Source organism: Blautia glucerasea, assembly GCF_020537505.1.
In the GTDB taxonomy this organism is placed as follows: domain Bacteria; phylum Bacillota; class Clostridia; order Lachnospirales; family Lachnospiraceae; genus Blautia_A.
Genome location: NZ_JAJBMO010000022.1, coordinates 47,599 through 73,103, shown reverse-complemented (window position 1 = coordinate 73,103; position 25,505 = coordinate 47,599). Strand labels below are relative to the sequence as shown.

At 46.6% G+C, this 25,505-nt stretch carries 21 protein-coding genes and 3 tRNA genes; 20 read left to right on the top strand and 4 right to left on the bottom strand.

Translation table 11 applies throughout. The features are described 5' to 3' along the window. Positions 1-191 (top strand): hypothetical protein (locus LIQ05_RS15075; RefSeq protein ID WP_226822022.1); only part of this gene is annotated, 191 nt, incomplete at its 5' end. A 181-nt stretch (positions 192-372) separates the two neighbouring features. Here the strand turns inward: LIQ05_RS15075 and LIQ05_RS15070 are convergent. The 3 genes from LIQ05_RS15070 to LIQ05_RS15060 form a co-directional block, all read right to left on the bottom strand. After that, positions 373-444: transfer RNA gene (locus LIQ05_RS15070), tRNA-Glu, on the bottom strand. A gap of 49 nt (positions 445-493) precedes the next feature. Further along, positions 494-565, bottom strand: a tRNA-Glu gene (locus tag LIQ05_RS15065). A 49-nt stretch (positions 566-614) separates the two neighbouring features. Then, positions 615-686: transfer RNA gene (locus LIQ05_RS15060), tRNA-Glu, on the bottom strand. 285 nt (positions 687-971) lie between these two features. Here LIQ05_RS15060 and LIQ05_RS15055 point away from each other — a divergent pair. From LIQ05_RS15055 to LIQ05_RS14990, 14 genes are all read left to right on the top strand, one after another. Further along, complete coding sequence (locus tag LIQ05_RS15055; RefSeq protein ID WP_226822020.1) at positions 972-2,897, top strand: DNA gyrase/topoisomerase IV subunit B; 1,926 nt, start codon at positions 972-974, stop codon at positions 2,895-2,897. Between the two features lie 125 nt (positions 2,898-3,022). Beyond that, positions 3,023-5,269 (top strand): DNA gyrase/topoisomerase IV subunit A, encoded by a 2,247-nt coding sequence (locus tag LIQ05_RS15050; protein WP_226822018.1) that lies wholly within the window; start codon positions 3,023-3,025, stop codon positions 5,267-5,269. 260 nt (positions 5,270-5,529) lie between these two features. Beyond that, positions 5,530-5,994, top strand: coding sequence for a ribosome maturation factor RimP (gene rimP / locus LIQ05_RS15045; protein WP_226822016.1), 465 nt, complete (start codon positions 5,530-5,532; stop codon positions 5,992-5,994). A 117-nt stretch (positions 5,995-6,111) separates the two neighbouring features. Next, entirely contained in the window at positions 6,112-7,314 is a 1,203-nt protein-coding gene (gene nusA, locus LIQ05_RS15040) for a transcription termination factor NusA (protein WP_226822015.1), read from the top strand. Further along, on the top strand, positions 7,298-7,576 hold the full coding sequence (rnpM, locus tag LIQ05_RS15035; protein ID WP_226822012.1) for an RNase P modulator RnpM: 279 nt from the start codon (positions 7,298-7,300) through the stop codon (positions 7,574-7,576). Before nusA ends, rnpM begins: the two co-directional genes overlap by 17 nt. Further along, positions 7,563-7,883, top strand: coding sequence for a L7Ae/L30e/S12e/Gadd45 family ribosomal protein (locus tag LIQ05_RS15030; protein ID WP_226822010.1), 321 nt, complete (start codon positions 7,563-7,565; stop codon positions 7,881-7,883). Before rnpM ends, LIQ05_RS15030 begins: the two co-directional genes overlap by 14 nt. Positions 7,884-8,018: 135 nt before the next feature. Continuing rightward, entirely contained in the window at positions 8,019-10,973 is a 2,955-nt protein-coding gene (infB, locus tag LIQ05_RS15025; protein WP_226822008.1) for a translation initiation factor IF-2, read from the top strand. Between the two features lie 208 nt (positions 10,974-11,181). Then, positions 11,182-11,598: a 30S ribosome-binding factor RbfA gene (rbfA, locus tag LIQ05_RS15020; RefSeq protein WP_226822006.1), complete on the top strand. Its 417-nt coding sequence runs from the start codon at positions 11,182-11,184 to the stop codon at positions 11,596-11,598. A 75-nt stretch (positions 11,599-11,673) separates the two neighbouring features. Continuing rightward, positions 11,674-12,636, top strand: a complete 963-nt coding sequence (locus LIQ05_RS15015; protein ID WP_226822004.1) for a DHH family phosphoesterase — start codon at positions 11,674-11,676, stop codon at positions 12,634-12,636. Continuing rightward, a complete protein-coding gene (truB, locus tag LIQ05_RS15010; RefSeq protein ID WP_226822002.1) occupies positions 12,636-13,526 on the top strand; it encodes a tRNA pseudouridine(55) synthase TruB in 891 nt (296 codons plus the stop codon). Before LIQ05_RS15015 ends, truB begins: the two co-directional genes overlap by 1 nt. Before the next feature lie 65 nt (positions 13,527-13,591). Then, positions 13,592-14,491: a bifunctional riboflavin kinase/FAD synthetase gene (locus LIQ05_RS15005; protein ID WP_226822000.1), complete on the top strand. Its 900-nt coding sequence runs from the start codon at positions 13,592-13,594 to the stop codon at positions 14,489-14,491. A gap of 284 nt (positions 14,492-14,775) precedes the next feature. Next, on the top strand, positions 14,776-15,042 hold the full coding sequence (gene rpsO, locus LIQ05_RS15000; protein WP_117853474.1) for a 30S ribosomal protein S15: 267 nt from the start codon (positions 14,776-14,778) through the stop codon (positions 15,040-15,042). Positions 15,043-15,411: 369 nt separating this feature from the next. Then, a complete protein-coding gene (locus tag LIQ05_RS14995) occupies positions 15,412-17,508 on the top strand; it encodes a polyribonucleotide nucleotidyltransferase (protein ID WP_226821998.1) in 2,097 nt (698 codons plus the stop codon). A 174-nt stretch (positions 17,509-17,682) separates the two neighbouring features. Then, positions 17,683-18,195, top strand: coding sequence for a deoxyuridine 5'-triphosphate nucleotidohydrolase (locus LIQ05_RS14990; protein ID WP_226821996.1), 513 nt, complete (start codon positions 17,683-17,685; stop codon positions 18,193-18,195). 244 nt (positions 18,196-18,439) lie between these two features. Here the strand turns inward: LIQ05_RS14990 and LIQ05_RS14985 are convergent, their stop codons facing one another. Continuing rightward, entirely contained in the window at positions 18,440-18,835 is a 396-nt protein-coding gene (locus LIQ05_RS14985; RefSeq protein ID WP_226821994.1) for a DUF1292 domain-containing protein, read from the bottom strand. 294 nt (positions 18,836-19,129) lie between these two features. Here LIQ05_RS14985 and LIQ05_RS14980 point away from each other — a divergent pair, with 294 nt between their 5' ends. The 5 genes from LIQ05_RS14980 (at position 19,130) to glf (ending at position 25,505) form a co-directional block, all read left to right on the top strand. Further along, the gene (locus LIQ05_RS14980; RefSeq protein WP_226821992.1) at positions 19,130-19,885 is read left to right on the top strand and encodes an exodeoxyribonuclease III; all 756 of its coding nucleotides are present in this window, start codon (positions 19,130-19,132) and stop codon (positions 19,883-19,885) included. Between the two features lie 66 nt (positions 19,886-19,951). Continuing rightward, positions 19,952-21,982, top strand: coding sequence for a Type II secretory pathway, pullulanase PulA and related glycosidase (locus LIQ05_RS14975; RefSeq protein ID WP_226821989.1), 2,031 nt, complete (start codon positions 19,952-19,954; stop codon positions 21,980-21,982). Then, entirely contained in the window at positions 21,960-22,511 is a 552-nt protein-coding gene (locus LIQ05_RS14970; RefSeq protein ID WP_226821987.1) for a DUF5662 family protein, read from the top strand. Before LIQ05_RS14975 ends, LIQ05_RS14970 begins: the two co-directional genes overlap by 23 nt. A gap of 105 nt (positions 22,512-22,616) precedes the next feature. Beyond that, positions 22,617-24,152, top strand: a complete 1,536-nt coding sequence (putP, locus tag LIQ05_RS14965; protein ID WP_226821985.1) for a sodium/proline symporter PutP — start codon at positions 22,617-22,619, stop codon at positions 24,150-24,152. 237 nt (positions 24,153-24,389) lie between these two features. Beyond that, positions 24,390-25,505, top strand: a complete 1,116-nt coding sequence (gene glf, locus LIQ05_RS14960) for a UDP-galactopyranose mutase (RefSeq protein ID WP_226821982.1) — start codon at positions 24,390-24,392, stop codon at positions 25,503-25,505.

Below are 25,505 nucleotides of genomic sequence, written 5' to 3'. Positions count from 1 at the left end.
GCAAAGAAAGCTGGAACCGTAACCATTACCGTGAAGGCTGGAAATGTTACAAAGAAGTGCGTTGTAACAGTAAAGAAATAAAGCACATCTGCCGGAACAGTAAAATAATCAATTCTGGTAACGATGAAAATACTGAACAGCTGCCTCTTCTGGTGAAAAAGAACAGCAGAGCAGTAATAAAGCCAAAATAGCGCAGAATTAAGAAAAGAAGTCATAGACATATGAGCAGACGCGGAAATATGTTTATGGCTTCTTGTGCTTATACGAGCTATGAGCTAAATTCCCAAAGTATGTTTGGCTCATTATAAAATATTTTTGGATAGAGTTTATTTATATACAAAAAAACTTCCGAATCACTTCGGAAGTTTCTAGCAGCCAGTACGAGAATCGAACTCGTGTTTTCGCCGTGAGAGGGCGACGTCTTAACCCCTTGACCAACTGGCCATGTAAGCGGTATGCTTAACATACATATTCAATTTATAGGAAAATAGAGCAGCCAGTACGAGAATCGAACTCGTGTTTTCGCCGTGAGAGGGCGACGTCTTAACCCCTTGACCAACTGGCCTTGTAAGCGGTTCGCTTAACATATGTATTCAATTTGCCGGAAAATAAAGCAGCCAGTACGAGAATCGAACTCGTGTTTTCGCCGTGAGAGGGCGACGTCTTAACCCCTTGACCAACTGGCCTTGTCAACCGACTCGCTTAGTATATCTTACTTTCCGGGAGAATGCAAGCACTTTTTTTATTTTTTTGCAAAAAATTTGAAAAACTTCGAAAAAAGCCAGGAAATATGTGGGTTTCCCATATTAAAAAATTTTGTACAAAATACAAAAGGGAAATTTTACTTGCAAAAATACCATAAACTGGGGTATGATATAGAACGAATGTTTGAACATAAGAAATTGGAGAAAGCGGACGAGTATGTCCGCTTTTCATAACCGTTGAAATAAATTAAGAAAGGAATTAACACCATGGCAAAGAAAGACACTTACGACGCCGGTAGCATTTCGGTCCTGGAAGGACTGGAAGCTGTCCGGAAACGTCCGGGAATGTACATCGGAAGTGTATCCAGAAAAGGTCTGAACCATCTGATCTATGAGATCGTGGACAATGCAGTAGATGAGCATCTGGCTGGCTACTGCTCGAATATAGAGGTAACCCTGGAGAAAGATGGCTCCTGTACGGTTACGGATAATGGACGGGGAATTCCGGTAGATATGCATGCCAAAGGCGTATCTGCAGAACGTCTTGTATTTACCACCCTTCATGCCGGCGGTAAGTTCGACAATTCTGCCTACAAGACAAGCGGTGGTCTGCATGGTGTTGGTTCTTCCGTTGTAAATGCCCTGTCCACTTATCTGGATATTAAGATCAGCCGTGACGGATTTGTACATCACGATCATTATGAGAGAGGTGTGCCCACCATTGAGCTGGAAGCGGGACTTCTTCCCAAGCTTGGCAGGACCAGACAGACCGGAACCTGTGTCAATTTCCTTCCGGATCCGGAGATTTTTGAGAAAACAAGATTTTCTTCCACAGAGGTAAAGAGCCGTCTTCATGAGACTGCTTATCTGAATCCAGACCTGACCATTCACTTTATGGATCTTCGTGGGGATACCCCGGAGGATATCACTTACCATGAACCAGACGGAATCGTAGGCTACATCAAAGATCTGAACCATAATTCCGAAGCGCTTCATGAGCCGGTTTATCTGAAGGGCGAGGCAGATGGAATCCAGGTGGAAGTGGCATTCCAGTACACCAACGAGTTCCGTGAAAATGTACTTGGCTTCTGCAACAACATTTATAATGCAGAAGGCGGAACCCATCTCACTGGATTTAAAACCACATTTACTACGGTAATGAATACTTACGCCCGTGAGATCGGTGTCCTGAAGGAAAAAGATGCCAACTTCACCGGCGCAGATATCCGTAATGGAATGACCGCTGTGGTTTCTATCAAGCATCCGGAGCCCCGCTTCGAGGGCCAGACCAAGACCAAGCTGGACAACCAGGACGCAGCCCGCGCCACTGGTAAAGTAATGTCTGAACAGCTGGTGCTCTATTTTGACCGTAATCTGGAAACCCTAAAAACTGTTTTATCCTGCGCAGAGAAGGCTGCTAAAATCCGTAAAACAGAGGAGCGTGCAAAGACCAACCTTCTCACCAGGCAGAAATATTCCTTCGATTCCAACGGCAAGCTTGCAAACTGTGAGAAAAAGGATCCTTCCCTTTGTGAAATCTTTATTGTAGAGGGAGATTCCGCCGGCGGTTCTGCGAAGACTGCCAGAGACCGTAACTACCAGGCGATTCTGCCAATCCGCGGTAAGATTTTGAATGTGGAGAAAGCCACCATTGATAAGGTTCTGGCAAACGCAGAGATCAAGACCATGATCAATGCTTTTGGCTGCGGATTTTCCGAAGGGTATGGAAATGATTTTGACATCACCAAGCTTCGCTATGACAAGATCGTGATCATGGCGGATGCGGACGTGGATGGTGCCCATATTTCCACACTTTTGCTTACTTTATTCTATCGCTTTATGCCAGAGCTGATCTACGAGGGACATGTGTATATTGCAATGCCGCCCCTTTATAAGGTTATGCCGAAGAAAGGCACGGAAGAGTACCTGTATGATGACAAGGCACTGGAGAAATACCGCCGCAGCCACAAGCCGGGCAGCTTTACCCTCCAGAGATACAAAGGTCTTGGAGAAATGGATGCCCAGCAGCTTTGGGAGACTACCTTAAATCCTGAGACCAGAAGAATGAAGCGTGTGGAGATCGAGGATGCCCGTATGGCTTCCAGTGTGACCGAGATCCTTATGGGAAGCGACGTACCGCCAAGAAAGGCGTTTATTTACGAGCATGCTACAGATGCAGAACTGGATGTTTAAGGTCATTGCGGAAAAAGACAATTTTTTTAGGTTACCGTTTAGACCACGAACGGTAACTATATAAGAAGAGAACTGGAAATCTGGGAAAAAGGACCGGACTCCGGTTTTAGAAAGGAAAATAGATTATGGAAACAAAACAGGAGAATGTAATTGCCACGGACTATGCGGACGTGATGCAAAAATCCTATATCGATTATGCAATGAGCGTTATCATTTCCAGGGCACTTCCTGATGTCCGTGACGGTCTGAAGCCGGTACAAAGAAGAACCCTGTACGATATGTATGAGCTTGGAATCCGTTATGACCGTCCATACCGTAAATGTGCCCGTATTGTGGGTGATACCATGGGTAAATATCATCCTCACGGTGACAGCTCCATTTACGAAGCACTGGTTGTAATGGCACAGGACTTCAAGAAAGGCAAGATTCTGGTAGACGGCCACGGAAATTTTGGTTCCATCGAAGGCGATGGTGCCGCTGCCATGCGATATACAGAGGCAAGGCTGGAGAAGCTGACCCAGGAGGTTTTTCTGGCTGACCTTGACAAAAATGTAGTAGACTTTATGCCAAACTTTGACGAGACAGAGAAGGAACCACAGGTGCTTCCTGTAAAAATCCCCAACCTTCTGGTAAATGGTGCGGACGGTATCGCTGTAGGTATGGCAACCAGCATTCCGCCTCACAATCTTGGAGAGGTTGTGGATGCAGTAAAGGCATATATTAAGAACAATGACATTAGTGTAAAAGGTCTGATGCGTTACCTAAAAGGACCGGATTTCCCTACCGGCGGCCTTGTGGTAAATAAAGATGACCTTCTGAATATTTATGAGACTGGAAGCGGCAAGCTCCGTCTTCGCGGTAAGGTGGAAGTGGAGAAATTAAAAGGCGGCCGCCAGCAGCTGGTGATCACCGAGATTCCATACACCATGATTGGTGCCAATATTGGAAAATTCCTTAATGACGTGGCGTCTCTTGTGGAAACCAAGAAGACCACGGACATCGTGGACATTTCCAACCAGTCCTCCAAGGAAGGAATCCGTATTGTACTGGAATTAAAGAAAGATGCAGATGTAGAAAATCTGACCAACATGCTCTATAAGAAAACCAGACTGGAGGATACCTTCGGTGTAAATATGCTGGCTGTTGCAGATGGACGCCCGGAGACTTTAAGCCTGAAGCAGATCATTGAGCATCATGTGGATTTCGTCTTTGAGATCACCACCCGCAAGTACAAAACCCTTCTTGGTAAAGAACTTGAGAAAAAAGAGATCCAGGAAGGTCTTATCAAAGCCTGTGATGCGATCGACCTGATCATTGAGATCCTCCGGGGCAGCAAGAGCCGTGACCAGGTAAAGAAATGTCTGGTAGAGGGTGTGACAGAGGGCATTATATTTAAGTCCAAAGCCAGTGAGAAAGCCGCTAAGAATCTGAAATTTACAGAGAATCAGGCCACAGCCATCCTGGAAATGCGTCTGTACCGTCTGATCGGACTGGAAATTGCGGCACTACAGGCTGAGTATGACCAGACCATGAAAAATATTGCTTCTTATGAAGATATTTTAAATAATTATGATTCCATGTGCGAAGTGATCATTGCAGAGCTGGATGGAATCAAGAGAGAGTACAGCACCAAGAGAAGAACGGTGATCGAGAACGCAGAGGAGGCCGTTTACGAAGAGAAGAAGCTGGAGGAGACAGAAGTCTGCTTCCTTATGGACCGCTTCGGTTATATGCGCCTTATTGACAAGAATGCCTATGAGCGGAACAAAGAGGCTGCCCATGCAGAGAACAAATTTATCTTTACCTGTATGAATACGGATAAGATCTGTATTTTTACGGATATGGGACGGATGCACTCCATTAAGGTAGCGGATATTCCGCTGGTGCGCTTCCGCGATAAAGGAACGCCGGCAGATAATCTGAGCAATTATGACAGCAGCCAGGAGCAGATCCTTTACGTGGCACCTGTAGGACAGGTGAAATTAGCTACCCTTCTGTTTGTCACAAAGACTTCCATGTGTAAGCTGGTGGCTGGTGCTGAATTTGACGTGGCAAAGAGAACCATTGCTTCTACCAAGTTAGGAGATGAGGACCAGCTGATCTTCGTAGGTCCGGCAGATGAGATGGAACAGGTGGTATTCCAGAGCCAGAACGGTTATTTCCTTCGTATTTTGAAAACAGACGTTTCCACCATGAAAAAAACCTCTGTAGGTGTAAGGGGCATGAAGCTTGGTGACGGGGATGTGCTGGAACACGCATATCTGGTGGAACCCCGTCAGGAATACACCATCCAGTATCACGACAAGCCTTATGTATTAAGTAAAGTGAAACTTGCGAAGCGTGATACCAAGGGAACAAAACCGAGAATTTAAAGGGCGAAATGGGTTGAAAACCCGTAAGCTGGGCATTTTTCTGATAAAAAGCCCTTGCAATTTAGATTTAAAGGTGTTAGAATGTAGGAAATCAGAACTTGTTGACTTAAGGAGTGGGCGTGAGCCCACTCTTTTTGCTGATAAGGGCGAGACTGGAATTTGCAGCTGGAAATTTTGCAAAGAGGTGCAGCTTTTTATGCGTCACCAGGTACAGACTTGCAAGCTGGCGGCAGTTCCAGATTAGAAAGGCAGGTGGGAAAATGAGCAGAAAAGAAGAGTATGAACAGAAAGCAGAAGCAATGCTGGCTCCGATCGTAGAGAGCAACGGATTCGAACTGGTAGATGTAGAGTATGTGAAGGAAGCAGGAACCTGGTACCTTCGTGGCTACATTGACAAACCGGGCGGAATCACAGTGAATGACTGTGAGACAGTAAGCCGCGCTTTCAGCGACAAGCTGGATGAGGATGATTTTATCGAGGACAGCTACATTATGGAGATCAGCTCTCCAGGACTTGACAGACCGCTGAAGAAGGAAAAAGATTTTGCCAGAAGCATTGGAAAACTGGTAGAGATCAGAACCTACCGGCCAATCGAGAAACAGAAAGAATTTTGTGGTGAATTGACAGCATATGATAATAATAGTGTGACCATAGAGGAAGAAGGTACTCCACGTACCTTTGACAAAAAGGACATCGCACTGGTACGTCTGGCGATTGAGTTCTAAGGTTACTAGGAAGGTCCCGGCCGGCAGCTGTGGGAGCACCATAGGCGCGGAACAGCTGACCTTCCTATTCAGGAATGAGCGATTAAACTGGAAAGCAAAAAGGAGGAAATAAGAAAAATGAACAAGGAGTTAATGGGTGCTCTGGATGAACTGGAACGCGATAAAAATATCAGCAAGGAAACTCTGCTGGATGCCATTGAGCAGTCTTTGATCCAGGCATACAAGAACCATTTCGGAAAAGCAGATAACGTACACGTTACCATCAACAGAGAAACAGGTGATTTCAGTGTATTTGCAGACCGCAAGGTTGTAGAGTTCGTAGAGGATCCTGCAGAAGAGATTTCCCTTGTAGAGGCACAGAAGCAGAACACAAATGCAGAAGTGGGCGATATCCTGAAGGTGCCGGTACACTCTGACAAATTTGGCCGTATTGCAACACAGAATGCTAAGAACATCATCCTTCAGAAAATCCGCGAGGAAGAGCGCAAGGTTCTGTACGACCAGTATCATGGCAATGAGAAGGAAGTTGTAACTGGTATTGTACAGCGTGTTGTAGGACATAATGTGAGCGTAAATCTTGGAAAGGCAGACGCAGTTCTTGCTGAGAACGAGCAGGTGAAGGGCGAGACCTTCCAGCCCACTGAGAGAATCAAAGTTTACATTCTCGAAGTTAAGGATACCCCGAAAGGACCACGTATCCTGGTTTCCAGAACACATCCTGGCCTTGTAAAACGTCTTTTTGAGTCCGAAGTTGCAGAGGTGAAGGACGGAACTGTTGAGATCAAGAGCATCGCCCGTGAGGCTGGTTCCCGTACCAAGCTTGCTGTATGGAGCAATGATCCTGACGTAGATCCGGTTGGCGCATGTGTAGGTGTGAACGGTGCCCGTGTCAGCGCGATCGTAAATGAGCTTCGCGGTGAGAAAATCGATATTATCAACTGGGATGAGAACCCGGCAATCCTGATTGAGAATGCCCTGAGTCCGGCGAAAGTAATCGCAGTTATGGCAGATCCGGACGAGAAGACAGCACTTGTTGTAGTTCCAGATTACCAGCTTTCTCTTGCAATCGGTAAAGAAGGACAGAATGCACGTCTTGCAGCACGTCTGACTGGATTTAAAATCGACATCAAGAGTGAAACTCAGGCAAGAGAGTCCGGCGACTTCTATGATTATGACGAGGATGATGACGAGTACTACGAGGATGAGGAGTACGAGGAATCTTCTGAGGGAGAAGAAGCTTCCCAGGATAGCGAAGAGGCTGCTGCCGGTGAAGAGTCCAAAGAGACTGGGGATGCGGTAGAGAATGAAGACGAAGAATAAGATTCCTATGCGCCAGTGTACTGGCTGCAGAGAAATGAAAAATAAAAAAGAAATGATCAGGGTATTAAAAACCGCAGAGGATGAGATTATTCTGGATGCCACAGGTAAGAAGAACGGCCGCGGAGCTTACATCTGCAAAAACCGCGAATGCCTGGAGAAGGCCAGAAAGAATCACGGACTGGAGCGTTCTTTGAAGGCAGAGATCCCGGATGAGGTTTATGAGAGCCTTGAGAAGGAGTTTGATCATATTGAAGAACAATAAGGCGTTGTCCCTGATCGGACTTGCAACAAAAGCAGGCAAGACAGTTAGCGGAGAATTTTCCACTGAAAAGTCCATTAAGACAGGCAAAGGATATCTGGCCATAGTAGCCGGAGATTCTTCGGATAATACGAAGAAGAAATTCCGGAACATGTGTGAATTCTATGAAGTTCCCCTGTATATCCTTTCCGATAAAGAAACCTTAGGCCATGCCATGGGCAAGGAATTCCGCGCCAGCCTGGCTGTACAGGACTGGAATTTTGCAGAAGCCATTATGAGGGTGCTGCAGGAGGAAGGAAAAGAGTGCTAACTACCTGAACCAAAGAGAAAAAAGCGTTCCAGGGAATGCTTTTAAATGTTCCCCGGAAATGCGCTTTTAAATGATAGGGGCCGTGAATCTGCAAAAGCGGCGTCAGGGCCTGGTTTGGTGAAGGGAGAATGGCGTATGGTGATAGATTCACATAAGCCTGCCAAAGATAGAAATAAGCAAAACAGAGAAAATAGAAGAAATAGAGTGAAAAAAGTTATAGATACGGGAAAGGAGAAAGGAATAACATTGGAGACTCCTAAGACAGAAGAGCAGAAAGTGTCAGTAAAGAAAGAAGGCGACGGTGCAGAGGCACCGAAAAAGAAAAAGAATATTATCCGCGTATATCATGCACAGAATGCAAGTGATGGCGGCAAGAGCAGAAAGAAACCAGCAGGTGAGAGAAAACCTCGTCCGCAGGGTACTGCCCGTCCGGCAGCCCAGGCACAGCCAGTAGCTAAAACAGAGGCAGCAAAGCCAGCCCAGAGTGCACCGAAGGTGGAAGCTCCTAAGACAGAGCCAGTAAAGACTCAGAGCGCACCGAAAGCAGAAGCACCGAAAACAGAGGCACCGAAAGCTGATCCAGCAGCTAAGCCAAACGCAGGCGCAGCAAAGCCAGAGGCAGCAAAGCCAGCTCAGGCAGCACCGAAGACAGAAGCTGCAAGACCGGCAGCACAGTCTGGAAGAAATGAGAACCAGCAGCGTCAGGGAAATTCCCAGAACGGTGATGGCAGAAATAATAACCGCAACTTCCGCCAGGGTGAAGGCCGTGGTGACAGAAACGGCAACGGCGGCAGATTTGGACAGGGAAGACCACAGGGGAATGGCGGCCAGGGAGGATTCCGCGGCAACAGAAACAACGATGGCCAGGGAAGACCTGCAAGACAGGGCGATTCCCAGAACAGAGGACCGCGCCAGGGTGACGGAAACGGACGTGGCTTCCGTCAGGGCGAAGGCAACAGAAATGGAAACGGAAATGGCGGCAGATTTGGCCAGGGAAGACCACAGGGGAACGGCAGCCAGGGACGCTTCGGAGGAAAAGACGGTGATAACCGCAGCGAGGGACGTTTCGGCGGACAGAAGTCACAGGGCGGACAGCGTTCCGGCGGTGCAAGAAGAAGCGGCGGATCCGACGCAATCTTCACACCGGAGCTGACTAAGACATCCAAGGACAGCAAGCGTGAGCGTGACAGAGAGAACAAGAATAAGAAGAAAGATTTCGATAAGACCTCTGGCGGCGGACACAGACCAAACCAGGGCGGCAGAAATCAGATGTCCAGAATCCCGAAGGCTCTTCAGAAGCCAGCTCCACAGCAGAAGCAGGAAGAGAAGAAACCAGAGATCAAGGAGATCACAATTCCGGAGAAGCTTACCATCCGCGAGCTTGCTGAGGCTATGAAGATGCAGCCGTCTGCAATCGTGAAGAAGCTGTTTATGGAAGGCCAGATGGTAACCGTAAACCATGAAATTGATTTTGAACAGGCAGAAGAGATCGCTCTTGGATTTGACATTATTGCAGAAAAAGAAGAAAAAGTAGATGTAATTGAGGAACTTTTGAAAGAGGAAGAGGAAGACGAGTCCACAATGGTTTCAAGACCACCGGTTGTCTGCGTTATGGGACACGTTGACCATGGTAAAACTTCCCTTCTGGATGCCATCCGTAAGACAAATGTAACAAGAGGTGAGGCTGGTGGAATCACACAGCACATTGGTGCTTATGTGGTTGATATAGGCGGACAGAAGATCACCTTCCTGGATACACCAGGACATGAGGCATTTACTGCCATGCGTATGCGTGGAGCAAATTCTACAGATATCGCTGTTCTTGTAGTGGCAGCAGACGATGGCGTTATGCCGCAGACTGTAGAGGCGATCAGCCATGCCAAGGCAGCTGGCGTTGAGATTATTGTTGCCATCAACAAGATCGATAAACCAAGCGCAAATATCGAGCGTGTAAAACAGGAGCTTTCCGAGTATGAGCTGATCCCAGAGGATTGGGGTGGAACCACTCCATTCGTACCAGTTTCTGCGAAGACTGGCCAGGGCATTGATGACCTTCTGGAGATGATCCTTTTAACAGCAGAGGTTTCCGAGCTGAAAGCCAACCCGAACAGAGCAGCAAGAGGTCTTGTTATCGAGGCTCAGCTGGATAAAGGTAAAGGACCGGTTGCTACCATTCTGGTACAGAAGGGTACCCTTCATGTGGGAGACTTCATTGCAGCCGGAGCATGTAATGGTAAAGTACGTGCTATGATGGATGACAAGGGACGCCGTGTAAAACAGGCTGGTCCGTCTACTCCGGTAGAGATCCTTGGCCTTGGCGATGTGCCGAATGCAGGTGAGGTTCTCATGTCCTTTGAGAACGATAAAGAGGCTAAGAACTTTGCAGCAGCATTTGTTTCCGAGAATAAGAACCGTCTTCTTGAGGAAACCAAGGGCAAACTTTCTCTGGATAATCTGTTTGACCAGATTCAGGCAAGCGACCTTAAGGAGCTTCCGATCATCGTCAAAGCCGATGTACAGGGTTCTGTAGAGGCTGTAAAACAGAGTCTTGTAAAACTTTCCAACGAGGAAGTTGTGGTAAGAGTGATCCACGGCGGCGTTGGTGCTATCAATGAGTCTGATGTCAGTCTTGCTGCAACATCAAACGCCATCATCATCGGATTTAATGTTCGTCCTGATACCACAGCGAAACAGCTGGCAGAGCAGGAGGGCGTAGATCTTCGTCTGTACAGAGTTATCTACCAGGCAATCGAGGACGTGGAAGCTGCTATGAAGGGTATGCTGGATCCGGTATTCGAGGAAAAGGTGATCGGTCATGCAGAGGTTCGTCAGCTGTTCAAGGCTTCCGGTGTTGGTACTATCGCAGGAAGCTATGTGCTTGACGGTACTTTCCAGAGAGGCTGCAAGGTGCGTATTTCCAGAGGTGAGGATCAGATCTACGAAGGTGAGCTGGCTTCCCTTAAGAGATTTAAAGATGATGTCAAAGAGGTTCGTGCAGGCTACGAGTGTGGTCTTGTATTCCAGGATTTCAATGACGTTAAGGAAGAAGATAAAGTAGAAGCATATATTATGGTTGAGGTGCCACGCTAGGATAAATTTTGCCAGTTTGCGATAACGTAAATTGACGAAAGCTGATGCCTGAGATTGCAAAAGCAATAGAGCGTAGTGATCGCAGGTATCAGTTGGGGGCAATGAACTTGCCCCCAATTTTCCGTTGGCGATACTCTGGGAAGGGAACGCTTTTGACAGGCGCTTTCGGCTTTCCAGAGTGTGTGTACTCATATAGGAGACCAAGAAAATGAGAAAAAACAGCATTAAAAATACAAGGATCAATGCAGAAGTCCAGAAAGAACTGAGCAACATTATCCGCGGTGAGATCAAGGATCCCCGTATCCATCCCATGACTTCTGTAATGGCAGTGGAAGTAGCGCCGGATCTTAAGACCTGCAAGGCATTTATCAGTGTACTTGGCAGCGAGGAATCCAAGCAGTCCACTATCAAAGGACTGAAAAGTGCAGAAGGCTATATCCGTCATCAGCTTGCGAAGAACCTGAATCTTCGCAACACTCCGGAAATCCGCTTTATTCTGGACGAATCCATTGAGTATGGAGTAAATATGTCCAAACTGATTGATGACGTGATCGGGCATGATCATTCCAAAGAGACTGGAGATCAGACTGGGGAAGGAACAGAAGAAGCAGTAGATGAAGAGTAATGGCTGTGCGCCTGTCAGACTGCAGAATATGCAGTTGGCAGAAGTGACAGCTCCAAGAAGAATGAGGTGAAGGGAATGGAGAGAATTGAAGAAATTCTGGATGGCGTTAAGACCATGGGAATCGGAGGCCATGTGCGTCCGGACGGTGACTGTGTAGGTTCCTGCATGGCGCTTTATCTGTATATGAAGACCTGGTACCCGCAGATCAAGACCGATGTCTATCTGGAGAGGCCAAAGCCGGTATTCGGGCATATTGCGTGCATGGATGAGGTACACTATGAGGCTGGAGAGCCGAAGGAATATGATCTTTTTGTAACCTGTGATGTAAGTGCCCTGGAACGTCTGGCTGTAGCAGGAGACCATTTTGTAAATGCAAAGAAAACTGTGTGTATAGACCATCATATCAGCAACCTGGGCTTTGCAGATGTGAACCATGTGTGCGGCGAAATCAGCTCTGCCAGCGAGGTTCTGTATAGCCTTCTGGAAAAAGAGAAGATCAATCTGGATATTGCCACAGCAATCTATACTGGAATGATCCATGATACAGGCGTTTTCCAGTACTCCTCCACATCCCCGGATACCATGCGTATTGCCGGTGACCTGATGGAAAAGGGCGTTGATTTTTCCAATATTATTGACGAATCCTTCTATCAGAAAAGCTACATCCAGAACCAGGTAATGGGTCGTGTCCTGGCAGAGAGCATTATGCTTCTGAATGGCAAATGTATTGTTGGCTATATGAAAAAGAGAGATATGGATTTCTACGGCGTGCAGCCGACAGATCTGGATGGAATCGTAAGTCAGCTTCGCCTTACCAAGGGCGTTGAGGTTGCTATGTTCATTTATGAGCATGAAAGCCAGGTGTTCAAGGTTTCCCTGCGTTCCAACGGCGCAGTAGATGTAAGCAAAATTGCCGCATACTTTGGCGGTGGCGGGCATGTAAAGGCAGCAGGCTGTGATCTGGCTGGTTCCATGTACGATGTGATCAACAATATTTCAGAACAGATTGAAAAACAGCTTTTAGGACAGGAAGAGTAATGGCAGAATTTCAGGGAATCATTGTAATTCAGAAAGAAAAGGGCTTCACATCCCATGATGTGGTTGCCAGGCTTCGGGGAATCCTTCACATGAAAAAAATCGGGCATACGGGGACATTAGATCCGGATGCTGTGGGAGTTCTCCCAGTAGCTCTTGGAAAGGGCACCAAGCTGGTAGACCTTCTTACCGATAAGGAGAAAACCTATGAGGCGGTGCTTCACCTTGGAATCACCACAGATACCCAGGATATGTCCGGAACGGTTCTGGAGGAAAAGCCAGTATCTGTGACAGAAGAGCAGGTAAGAGAGGTGCTGAAAAGCTTTGTTGGGGAGCAGATGCAGGTTCCGCCTATGTACTCTGCCTTGAAAGTGAACGGAAAGAAGCTTTATGAGCTGGCAAGAGAGGGCAGGACCGTAGAGCGGAAGGCCCGCCCAGTTTGCTTTTATGAGATGGAGCCTCTGGAAATGAACCTTCCTTTGGTAAAAATAAGAGTAACCTGCAGTAAGGGAACCTATATCCGTACTTTATGTAATGACATCGGGGAAAAGCTTGGTTGCGGCGGCTGCATGGAAGAACTTCTCCGGTCAAAGGTGGGCCGGTATACTCTGGAAGAGAGCCACACACTTGCCCAGGTGGAAGCGGCTGTGGCAGATGGAACCATTCAGGAACTGATCTACCCGGTTGAGAAGGTTCTGGCTGATTACCCCGCCCTTTCTGCAGATTCCTACGGGGACCGGCTTCTGGCAAATGGGAATCCGCTGTCTGACAATCTGGTAAGTTCCCAGCACAAAGAGGGCTGGGTGCGCATGTACGCCAGTGACGGAACTTTTACAGGTATTTTTCAGTGGGACAAGGGGAAAAAGAAATATTATCCAGTGAAGATGTTTTGATAATTTTTCACAGTGCTTGATCTACTGTGAAGAAACGAACAAGAACTGGTTTTACAGGAGAGATTATGGAATACCTGAAAATAGATGGTGAGTTTCCAAAGCTTACCAACTGTGCAGTAACAATGGGAAAATTTGACGGGATCCACCGCGGGCACCAGAAGCTGGTTGAGAAGATACGTGAGCGCAAGGAGCTGGGAGAGCAGGCTGTTCTCTTTGCCATCGATGCTTCTTCCAATATGATCCTTACCAGCCAGGAGCGGGCTTCCCTTCTGGAAAAGCTTGGCGTGGATGTGCTGGTAGAGTGTCAGTTAAATGAACGGATCCGGCATATGAAGGCTGAGAATTTTATAAAAGAGATTCTTATGGGAGATCTTGGGGCATCCTACGTGGTAGTGGGAGAGGACAACCGGTTCGGCTTTGAGCGGAAAGGCACGCCCCAGCTTCTTAGGGAATTTGGAGAAAAATATGGCTTTGATGTGGAGATCCTTTCCAAAGAAATGGATGGGCACAGAAAGATCAGCAGTACCTATATCAGAGAAGAACTGAAAAAAGGCAATATGGAGAAAGTCACATCCCTTATGGGGCGTGATTATTTTGTGGAAGGCCAGGTGGTACATGGCAGGGGAATGGGACATAAGGTTCTGCTTCCCACCACCAACATCGTGCCGCCAAAGACCAAGATTCTGCCGCCAAATGGCGTGTATGTGACAAGCTCTTATTTCGGAGATAAAGTGTATCACGGGATCACAAACATCGGTTACAAGCCTACAGTTGGGGAGAGCTTTGTCGGCGTGGAAACGTATCTTTTTGATTGTGAGGAAGACCTCTATGGCGAGGAATGCCGGGTGGACTTTAAGAAGTTCCTGCGCCCGGAACGGAAATTTCCGTCCCTTGAGGCATTGAAGAACAGGCTTCTGGCAGATGCAGAGGATGGACGGAGATATTTTGAGGCAGTTGAAAAATAATATTTTATGGAAATTATTTGTGCCGCGATTTTTGAACTTATTACTAAATTAGTGAAAAAATATCGGGAAGAAATGTGAAAAAATAGTTTACAGAATCTGGCGGGTATGCTATACTAGGCAAGGTGTGAACAGGCTTCGTCCTGTCTCATATATAAGAAAGCAGCCCATATTCAGGGGTTGGACACTCCGGCCGTCTCTTAATATGCGGCGATTACGTCCCCACAGGATTGTTATTTAGGACACCTGCATGGGAGACCATTAAGAATAATAAGGAGGAAATCAAGATGATTTCAAAAGAAAAGAAAGCAGCAATTATGAAAGAGTATGCAAGATGTGAGGGAGACACTGGTTCACCAGAGGTACAGGTAGCTGTCCTTACTGCAAGAATCCAGGAGCTTACTGAGCATTTACAGAACAACCACAAGGATCATCATTCCAGACGTGGTCTGCTGAAAATGGTAGGTCAGAGACGTGGACTGTTAGCTTACTTAAAGAAAACAGACATCGAAAGATACCGTGCACTGATTGAGAAATTAGGTTTAAGAAAATAATTAGTATGCGGAAGGGCGGATATCCATCCGCCCTATTTTAAGATGTGAAGAAAGTTATGATTGCTCACAGAATGGATCCGCATTGGAGCCTTTGTGAACAGTGATAAATGTCACAATAGAGGCACTATTGTCTGTAAGGGAGACCTGGCAGATAAAGATTTCCGAGACTTCTGAAAAGGACATTTGAAGAAGCTGGAGTATTTTTCTTTGCAGAAGCAATGCTCAAATGTATTTTTCAGTCGTTTCGGACTTCTGTTGTGGCAGAGGCAAAAGAGCCGCATTATACTTCGGAAGAATAGCTATTTGTGGTTTCAGAAGAAGTGCAGGGTGGCTTCAGATCAAGATTTTATATAAAAAAGGAGAGAAGACATGTACAAAAGTTATTCCATGGAATTAGCTGGAAGAACACTTACCGTAGATATTGGACGTGTTGCGAAACAGGCCAACGGCGCAGCACTTATGCATTATGGTGATACCACTGTACTTGCTACAGCAACTGCATCCAAAGAGCCAAGAGAGGGAATCGACTTTTTCCCATTAAGCGTTGAGTATGAAGAGAAAATGTACGCCGTAGGAAAGATCCCAGGCGGTTTCAATAAGAGAGAAGGAAAGGCAAGCGAGCATGCAATCCTGACTTCCCGTGTAATCGACAGACCTATGCGTCCTCTGTTCCCGAAGGATTACAGAAATGACGTTACACTGGTAGACATGGTTATGTCCGTTGATCCAGAGTGCAACCCGGAGATCCCGGCTATGCTTGGCTCTTCCCTTGCAACCTGCATTTCAGACATTCCATTTGATGGTCCATGTGCGACGACTCAGATCGGTCTGATCGGTGGAGAGTTCATTGTGAACCCTACACTTGCCCAGAAAGATATTTCTGATCTTCAGTTGACTGTTGCTTCCACAAGAGACAAGGTTATTATGATCGAGGCTGGTGCCAACGAGGTTCCGGAGGATCAGATGATCGAAGCCATCTACAAGGCACACGAAGTAAACCAGGAGATCATCAAATTCTTTGACCAGATCATTGCTGAATGCGGCAAAGAGAAACACAGCTATGAGTCCTGTGCAGTTCCGCAGGAGCTGTTTGATGCCATCAAAGAAATCGTTCCTCCGGAAGAAATGGAAGTTGCCGTATTCTCTGATGACAAACAGACAAGAGAGAACAATATCGCAGCGGTCACAGACAAGCTGAAAGAAGCTTTCGCAGAGAAGGAAGAATGGCTTGCAGTTCTTGGTGAGGCTGTTTACCAGTATCAGAAGAAGACTGTTCGTAAGATGATCCTGAAGGATCACAAACGTCCAGACGGTCGTGCAATCACACAGATCCGTCCTCTGGCAGCAGAGGTTGATATCATCCCGAGAGTACATGGCTCCGCTATGTTCACCCGTGGACAGACACAGATCTGTACCATCACAACTCTGGCACCTCTTGCAGAGGCTCAGAGAATTGACGGACTTGACGAATTTGAGACCAGCAAGAGATATATGCATCACTACAATTTCCCATCCTACTCTGTAGGTGAGACAAAGCCGTCCAGAGGACCGGGACGTCGTGAAATCGGTCATGGAGCACTTGCTGAGAGAGCCCTTGTACCGGTACTTCCCAGCGTAGAAGAGTTCCCATATGCAATCCGTACTGTATCTGAAACCTTTGAGTCCAACGGATCTACTTCCCAGGCTAGTATCTGTGCATCTACCATGTCCCTTGAGGCTGCTGGTGTACCGATCAAGAAGCCAGTTGCTGGTATTTCCTGTGGTCTGGTTACAGGCGACACAGATGACGATTATATCGTTCTTACTGATATCCAGGGACTTGAGGACTTCTTCGGCGATATGGACTTCAAGGTAGCCGGAACTCATGATGGTATCACAGCAATCCAGATGGATATTAAGATCCACGGTCTTACAAGACAGATCGTAGAGGAAGCAATCAGACGTACTAAGGAAGCAAGAGAGTACATCCTCAACGAAGTTATTGAGAAATGTATTCCGGCGCCTCGTACAGCCGTGGGAAAATATGCTCCGAAGATCATCCAGATCCAGATCGATCCTCAGAAGATCGGTGATGTTGTTGGTCAGAGAGGAAAGACGATCAACACCATTATCGAGCGTACAGGCGTTAAGATCGACATCACAGATGAAGGGGCTGTATCTATCTGCGGCGTAGATGATAAGAACATGCAGGAAGCAAAGCGTATGGTTGAGATCATTGCTTCTGACTTCGAGCAGGGACAGATCCTTACCGGACAGGTTATAAGCATCAAAGAGTTCGGCGCATTTGTTGAGTTCGCACCAGGCAAAGAGGGAATGGTTCACATTTCCAAGATCTGCAAGGAGAGAATCAACCGTGTAGAGGATGTTCTTACACTTGGCGATAAAGTAACTGTTATCTGCCTTGGAAAAGACAAGATGGGAAGAATGAGCTTCAGCATCAAGGACGTTCCGGCAGAGGCAAAATAAGAATAAAATGCAAGGCTGCTGTGATGAAATGCGCGGCAGCAGATTGGGGATGCCGGACAGATCTGCCCGGCATTCTTTATATCCAGCAGATAGATTCGGTGTAAAAATCGTTAAATTTCAGAGGCTAAATGAATCTGCTAATTGGAATACAGAACGTAATTTACAGGAGGAAACATGAAGAGAATTGCGAAATTTCACAAAGTAAGTAAAGAGCGCTTTGCAGCAGACTGGATGGATGCCTTTTCCGGCGTGACTGCTGATGAAGCTGAGAAGGTATATGAAGGAATCCGCCTTCCAAGACGTGCGACAGCTGGAAGTGCAGGCTACGATTTCTTTTCCCCAGCTGGTTTTACCATCAAGCCAGGTGAGACCATCAAGATCCCTACCGGAATCCGTGTGGAAATGGACCAGGAGTGGGTGCTGAAATGTTATCCAAGAAGTGGCCTGGGATTTAAGTTCCGTTTACAGCTGAATAACACGGTTGGGATTATCGACAGCGATTATTTTTATTCTGACAATGAAGGGCATATTTTTGCCAAGCTGACCAACGATACCAATGAGGGAAAAGTGGTGGAGTTGAAGGCAGATACCGGCTTTATGCAGGGGATTTTCGTAGAATATGGAATTACTGTGGATGATGATGTGACCGATGTGAGAAATGGCGGATTTGGAAGCACTACGAAGTAGTGGGCGGCGTCCTGCTGGACGGCTGATATAGAGGGTGCCAGCGTAAGTAGTAAGCCAGTCGTAAGAGTCAAATATAAGAGATCAATATAAAAGACCACTATAAAAGCAGGTGAATGTGATAAAACGAATAATCACAGACACCTGCCTTTTATATGTGTAGAAATTCGGCTGAAAATCCTGTTAAGACTTTCAGGGCTTTTCAACGGATGCGAAAGCCTTTTTCAAACATGCCCTGGGGCCCGGTTTACTCTAATGGTTCTCCAGCAGCCTCTGCCTCGCGTGCATTCTGTAAAACCGTATCAAATGCGATAGCAGCCTTATTATACTCCTCGTCGCTCTCAATGTTGGAAAGCATTGGGGCACCTGTTTCGGTGCGGGCGAAGGAATACAGATAAACTTCGCCGTCATGGTTCTGTCCCTCTTCGTCAAGTGGAAGAAGCGCGATATATTCCTTAGCGTCTACCGGGAAAATGGTAAGGATGGCGCATTCTACCTCGGTATCATCCTCCATGGTAAGGGTAATGGTGCTGTGCTGGTTCGCATCTGTGCTGCATCCGCCGCAGGTAGAGCAGTCAGAACCGCCGCAGGAAGAGCTGCTTCCACAGCTGCTGCAAGAGTTAGTCATATCTAAATCACTCATTGAAAATACCTCACTTTATAAAAAATTTGTATTTATATGTTACCTGTGAACAATCATAATTACACCGTAAAACAAGGTAACATCGGGCTTTTTTCTTTTACGTTTCCCTAGAAACGCCGTGCCCGGGTAGTATTTAGATTGTACCAGAAAAATAAGGTTTTGTGAATAGGAAAATCTGTGTTATAATAGAGAAAATGTTAGAATATAATAACTGTTCACAGATAATACACCGCTTCATAAAGTATTGTGAAATATGTGGGCAGTAACCATAATTTTTACCGATTGGAGAATAACATGAAGCTTGTATCATGGAATGTAAATGGAATCCGCGCATGTATCACCAAGGGCTTTGAAGAGAGCTTTTCGAAGCTGGATGCGGATATTTTTTGTCTGCAGGAGACGAAATGCCAGGAAAACCAGGTGAAGCTGGAGCTTCCAGGCTATTATCAATATTGGAACTATGCCAACCGTAAAGGCTATTCTGGAACTGCGGTATTTACGAAGAAAGAGCCACTGTCCGTGACCTACGGTCTTGGAATAGAAGAGCATGACAAAGAGGGCAGGGTGATTACCGCTGAGATGGAGGATTTTTATCTGGTTACGGTGTACACCCCCAATTCCCAGTCTGAGCTTCGCAGACTGGAATACCGCATGGAATGGGAAAAGGATTTCCTGGCTTACCTTTTGAAGCTTCAGGAGAAAAAGCCTGTGATCTGCTGCGGCGACATGAACGTGGCACACCAGGAGATCGACCTGAAGAATCCTAAGACCAACAGGATGAATGCCGGCTTCACAGACGAAGAGCGTACCTGCTTTACCAGGATGCTGGAGGCTGGATTTATTGATACGTTCCGCTATTTTTACCCAGATCAGGAAGGTGCCTATTCCTGGTGGTCTTACCGGTTCAAGGCAAGAGAGAAGAACGCCGGATGGAGAATTGACTATTTCATAACATCTCCGTCGTTGAAAGAGAATCTGGAAGATGCGAAGATCCACAGTGAGATCATGGGATCGGATCATTGTCCGGTAGAGCTGGATCTGAAATCTTAAAAGTTTTGCAAGAGTACAGCTGCTGGGCGAGACGTGACATCAGACAAAGACAGGAGGGCTTATAAAGTGGCAATACCGGGAAATAAGAGTGTGATCGTGACATCAGGGTATCCCCTTATACTTGGGGCGAGCAGAATGGCAGATGGATATAATTTTGCAGTGGAAGCGGAAGAGGACTCCGAGGTTTTCCTGCTTCTCTATAGAAAAAGTGGAAAGGAGCCTTTTTATGAACTTCTTCTGGATGAAAAATACCGGACTGGACGGATTTTTTCCGTATTTTTAAAAAAATTAAATGTAACCAATCTGGAATATAATTTCAAAATTAACGGAGAAATTTATCTGGATCCCTGTGCCAGCCGGATCAGCGGAAGAGAGCGTTTCGGGGAAGTATGGACCGAGAATCTCCATAAGGTGCGCTGCGGCTTCTGGTCAGGAGATGGATACGACTGGGAGGATGAGCAGACACCGGAAACAGATTTTGGGGATATGATCCTATATAAAGTTCATGTGCGTGGATATACGAAGCAGGCGAAGATGGCAGCCGGACTTCGGGGCACTTTTTCAGGACTGATCCAGATGATCCCCTATTGGCAGGAACTGGGAATCAATACGGTAGAGCTGATGCCTGCCTATGAATTTATGGAAGTAAGCCGTCTAAAAGAGCCAGATGGCCTGGTTTCCCAGAGGGGCAAAAAGGACGAAATAAATTACTGGGGCTATGGAAATGGCTACTATTTTGCACCCAAAAGTGCTTATTGCGCCACAAAGGATCCCCATAAAGAATTTTGCGATATGATCAAGGCTTTTCATAAGGCAGGGATTGGCTGCATTATGGAGATGTATTTTCCGGCAGAGGCAAATCCTCTGATGGCGCTTCGGGCTTTGCAGTTCTGGAAACAGAATTATCATGTAGACGGTTTTCATGTTTTGGGACAGGGTGCACCTCTGGATCTGATCATGAAGGACGGTCTGCTTGCAGGAACGAAGGTGATGGCAGATGGAATGGATACAGTGGCCCTTTATAAGAACCATAAGGGAAATAAGCGCAGCTTCGCAGAGTACAATCTTGGATTCCTCCAGGATATGCGCAGATTCCTGAAAAGTGACGAGGACATGGTTCCGGCAGTACAGTACCGGATCCGTCATAATCCGGATGATCATGGGGTAATCAATTATATCACTTGTCAGGATGGATTTACCCTGAATGACCTTGTTTCCTATAATTATAAGCATAACGAGGCAAACGGTGAGGGTAATAACGATGGTTGCAGCTACAATTATTCCTGGAACTGCGGCATTGAGGGACCGAGCCGGAAGCAGTGGATCCGCCAGATGAGGGAGCGGCAGATGCGGGCTGCGTTTGCCATGCTTCTGTTTTCCCAGGGAGTGCCTATGATCTACGGTGGCGACGAGATCGGCAATTCCCAGGGCGGAAATAACAATGCATATTGTCAGGATAATCCCATTGGCTGGATCGACTGGCGGGGATTTCGAAAAAATGCCAGCATGCTTGCTTTTGTAAAAAAGGCTGTGGCCCTTCGAAAAGCCCATCCGGTTCTTCACATGAATGAAAGCATGAAAGAGGCAGATTATCTTGGAAAGGGTTTTCCGGATATGTCTTTCCACGGAGAACGTGCATGGTTCTGCAATATGGAAAACACCAGCCGTATGATCGGCGTGATGCTGTGTGGGAAATATGCACAGCTTCCAGATGGAAAAGAGGATGATTTTCTTTATGTAGGCTTTAACTTCCACTGGGAAATCAGGAATATGGCGCTTCCAACACTTCCAGAGGGCATGGAATGGAAGAAAGTGATGGATACCGGAGATCTGACCTGTGATGGATTTTACGGGGAGAATGGGCTGGCTTATGGGCGGGCTGTGGAGGTAGGACCGCGTACTGTGGTTGTACTTAAGGGCGTGAAGAAGCCAGAGCCGGAGAAGAAGCTTAAATCCAAAGGGAAAAAAAATGAAATTGTGCCTTTAGAAGGGACTGGGAAGGCTGATGATAAAGCTGAAGTGTCAGGCAACACAGTGCTGGAAAATGCCAACGCGGAAAGGAGGTCCTCTGGGAATGCATCCGTGGCTTCACTTTAAAACAATTACCAGGCATAAGCTGATGGTCATGCGCTATTGCTTCAAGATCGGACTTTACAAACAGGGACTTCTCCATGACCTTTCCAAATATTCACCGGCGGAATTCCTGGTGGGCTGTAAATATTATCAGGGAAACAGAAGTCCTAATAACGCGGAACGTGAAGATATCGGAGTTTCCACTGCCTGGCTGCATCATAAGGGGCGCAATAAGCACCATTACGAGCACTGGGTGGATTATTCCATAAATGATCCGGAGCATGTGATCATGGGTGCGGAAATGCCCAGGAAATACGTTGCAGAGATGGTAATGGACCGGATCAGTGCATCCCGGACCTATCTGGGAGATGCCTATGACAATCACCAGCCCTTGGAATATTTTTTGAAAAGCAAGCCCAAGCTGTGGTTTGTGCATCCGCAGACCAGGAAGGAGCTGGAGGGACTACTTCGGATTTTGAACGACAAGGGTGAAGAGAAGGCGTTGTGGTATATTAAGCATGTTTATTTGAAAGAAAAACGAAAAAATATATAATATCACTTGCACTTTCATACTCTTCTGTGGTAAAGTATGAAATATGTTATTTTGCTGTCCGGGTAATCGGGAACAGCAAATTTTATAACAGAGGAGGAGAAAAAATTGAGTGGTACAACAGTGATAATTCTGATTGCTTTTGTGTTCTACCTTGCCATGATGATCGTCATCGGCGCGGTTTACATGAAAAAGACCTCCAGCTCAGAGGATTACTTCCTTGGAGGACGAGGGCTGAACGGATGGGTGGCAGCACTTTCCGCACAGGCTTCGGATATGAGCGGCTGGCTTCTGATGGGCCTTCCTGGAGCAATTTATTCTTTCGGTTCCGGACAAATCTGGATTGCAGTAGGACTTTTTATCGGAACTGTTCTGAACTGGGTATGTATATCCGGAAGACTTCGTAAATATACCATCATGGCAAACAATTCCATGACGATTCCAGCGTTCTTTGAGAACCGTTACCGTGATAAGAAAAAGATTCTGCTTCTGATCTCATCCATTGTGATCGTCATCTTTTTCCTGGTATATACAGCATCTGCACTGGCAGCAGGTGGTAAGCTGTTCAATACTGTATTCGGACTTGATTATCATGTGGCTCTGGCTATTGGAGCTGCGGTTATTCTCTGCTACACCTTTATGGGCGGCTTTATGGCGGTCTGTGTAACAGACTTTGTGCAGGGAACCCTGATGCTCATTGGACTTCTTGTCGTGCCGCTGGTAGCGTATTTCCTGCTTCCGGGTAATCTTACAGACCTGATCTCCCAGAGTGGTGTGACTGGCGGCGCAGGCGCATATCTGAACCCGTTTATGAATGGGGACAGACCATATACTTTTGTTGAGATCTTTTCCCAGCTGGCATGGGGCTTTGGATATTGTGGAATGCCTCACGTACTGGTAAGATTTATGGCAGTTAAGAATGAGAAAGAACTGAAGAAATCCTGGGCAATCGCCATTGTATGGGATCTTCTTTCCCTGACAGCTGCATTTGCAATCGCTGTGATCGGAAGAGCTTATCTGCTTCCAACCATTCTTGGAGAGAACGGTGCCGCTTCTTCTGAGAGTGTTTTTATTGAGATGATCCGTAAGGTATTTACCTCAGAGCTTGCCCTTCCGTTTATTGGCGGGCTGTTTCTCTGCGGAATTCTTGCTGCAATCATGTCCACAGCGGATTCCCAGCTTCTTGTAACAGCTTCTGCAGTGTCTGAGGACCTGTATCACAGCTTTATCAAGAAAGATGCGGATTCTAAGGAAATCCTGAAAGTAAGCCGTATTACCGTTATTGTGATCGCGGTGATCGCATTTGTCATTGCATGGAATCCGGACAGCAGTATTATGGGACTGGTTTCCAACGCATGGGCAGGCCTTGGTTCCGCGTTTGGACCAATCGTGGTAATGTCCCTCTTCTGGAGAAGAACCAACCTTCCAGGTGCTATTGCTGGTATGGTGACCGGTGGACTTACCGTTATTATCTGGGACTACATCCCGTTAGTTGGCGGACAGACACTTGGAGCCTACACCGGACTTTACTCCCTGGCTGTTGGCTTTCTGCTCAGCCTGGTGATGATCGTGATCGTCAGCCTTGCGACTAAGGCTCCATCTAAAGAGATTACGGACGAATTCGATAAGGTGGCTGCAAAGTAATTATTTGTAAAAAATAAAAGTTTTATAAAAAAGGTAGTCCTTAGATGGAAAGGGCTACCTTTTTTTCTGAAAATTTGTTATAATAATAACATCTTTAGCAGGGAATGGAAGACGTTTTAATAGAAGCGTCTGGCAGAAAAGGACGAGAATCTGCGGCTGTGAATTTTAAATAATGGTGTTGGACCATACACAGGCAGATGAATTCTGCAATTCCCACACAGAAAGGGGCAACACAAGATGAAGAAATATGATTATTTGATCGTAGGAGCCGGACTTTTTGGAGCTGTATTTGCCCATGAAGCCACCAAGAAAGGCAAGACCTGCCTGGTGATCGACAAGCGTGATCATATCGGCGGTAATATTTACACAGAGGAAGTGGAAGGAATCCAGGTGCACAAGTACGGTGCCCATATTTTCCATACCTCCAAGAGGGAAATCTGGGACTATGTGAACCAGTTTACAGAGTTTAACCATTTCGTTAATTCACCGATCGCAGTATATAAGGATGAGCTCTATAACCTTCCATTTAATATGAATACCTTCCACCAGCTGTGGGGCGTAAAGACACCAGCAGAAGCCAAGGCGAAGATCCAGGAGCAGATCAGCCGTATGCACATTACCCATCCGAAGAACCTGGAAGAGCAGGCTCTGGCGCTGGTTGGACAGGATGTGTATGAGAAGCTGGTAGAGGGCTACACCCGCAAGCAGTGGGGAAGAGAGTGCAAGGATCTTCCTGCATTTATCATTAAGAGACTTCCGCTTCGTTATACTTACGATAATAACTATTTCAAGGATCCATACCAGGGTATTCCCAAGGGCGGCTATACCCGCATTGTGAAGAAGCTTCTGGAGGGCGTACAGGTTTGCCTGAAGACCGACTTTTTTACAAATAGAGAGGAGCTTACCTCACAGGCAGATAAGATCCTGTTTACCGGTATGATCGATGAATTTTACGATTATTGCTACGGCGAGCTGGAATACCGTTCCCTGCGTTTCGAGACAGAGACTCTGGATATGGGCAACTATCAGGGAAATGCAGTTGTGAACTACACCGACTACGAGGTGCCGTATACCCGTATCATCGAGCACAAGCACTTTGAATTTGGCACACAGCCGAAGACGGTTATCACAAGAGAATATCCGGCAGCATGGGAGAAGGGCAAGGAGCCTTATTATCCGATTAATAATCCGAAGAATGATGAGCTTTTTGACAAATACGAGCGCAGGGCATTAGAAGAGAAGAACGTGCTATTTGGCGGACGTCTTGGAATGTACCGCTATATGGACATGGATAAAGTAATTGAGGAAGCTCTTTCCATGGCTGAGACAGAGCTGACCTACGAAGAAGCATAA

Bases quoted from the DNA above. Each gene is read 5' to 3' on its own strand.
- rimP (WP_226822016.1), top strand. From the start codon at position 5,530: ATGAGCAGAAAAGAAGAGTATGAACAGAAAGCAGAAGCAATGCTGGCT.
- nusA (WP_226822015.1), top strand. From the start codon at position 6,112: ATGAACAAGGAGTTAATGGGTGCTCTGGATGAACTGGAACGCGATAAA.
- LIQ05_RS14970 (WP_226821987.1), top strand. From the start codon at position 21,960: ATGCATCCGTGGCTTCACTTTAAAACAATTACCAGGCATAAGCTGATG.
- infB (WP_226822008.1), top strand. From the start codon at position 8,019: ATGGTGATAGATTCACATAAGCCTGCCAAAGATAGAAATAAGCAAAAC.
- LIQ05_RS14980 (WP_226821992.1), top strand. From the start codon at position 19,130: ATGAAGCTTGTATCATGGAATGTAAATGGAATCCGCGCATGTATCACC.
- LIQ05_RS15055 (WP_226822020.1), top strand. From the start codon at position 972: ATGGCAAAGAAAGACACTTACGACGCCGGTAGCATTTCGGTCCTGGAA.
- truB (WP_226822002.1), top strand. From the start codon at position 12,636: ATGGCAGAATTTCAGGGAATCATTGTAATTCAGAAAGAAAAGGGCTTC.
- LIQ05_RS15015 (WP_226822004.1), top strand. From the start codon at position 11,674: ATGGAGAGAATTGAAGAAATTCTGGATGGCGTTAAGACCATGGGAATC.
- LIQ05_RS15005 (WP_226822000.1), top strand. From the start codon at position 13,592: ATGGAATACCTGAAAATAGATGGTGAGTTTCCAAAGCTTACCAACTGT.
- LIQ05_RS14985 (WP_226821994.1), bottom strand. From the start codon at position 18,835: ATGAGTGATTTAGATATGACTAACTCTTGCAGCAGCTGTGGAAGCAGC.
- rnpM (WP_226822012.1), top strand. From the start codon at position 7,298: ATGAAGACGAAGAATAAGATTCCTATGCGCCAGTGTACTGGCTGCAGA.
- LIQ05_RS14995 (WP_226821998.1), top strand. From the start codon at position 15,412: ATGTACAAAAGTTATTCCATGGAATTAGCTGGAAGAACACTTACCGTA.
- rpsO (WP_117853474.1), top strand. From the start codon at position 14,776: ATGATTTCAAAAGAAAAGAAAGCAGCAATTATGAAAGAGTATGCAAGA.
- LIQ05_RS14990 (WP_226821996.1), top strand. From the start codon at position 17,683: ATGAAGAGAATTGCGAAATTTCACAAAGTAAGTAAAGAGCGCTTTGCA.
- glf (WP_226821982.1), top strand. From the start codon at position 24,390: ATGAAGAAATATGATTATTTGATCGTAGGAGCCGGACTTTTTGGAGCT.
- LIQ05_RS15050 (WP_226822018.1), top strand. From the start codon at position 3,023: ATGGAAACAAAACAGGAGAATGTAATTGCCACGGACTATGCGGACGTG.
- rbfA (WP_226822006.1), top strand. From the start codon at position 11,182: ATGAGAAAAAACAGCATTAAAAATACAAGGATCAATGCAGAAGTCCAG.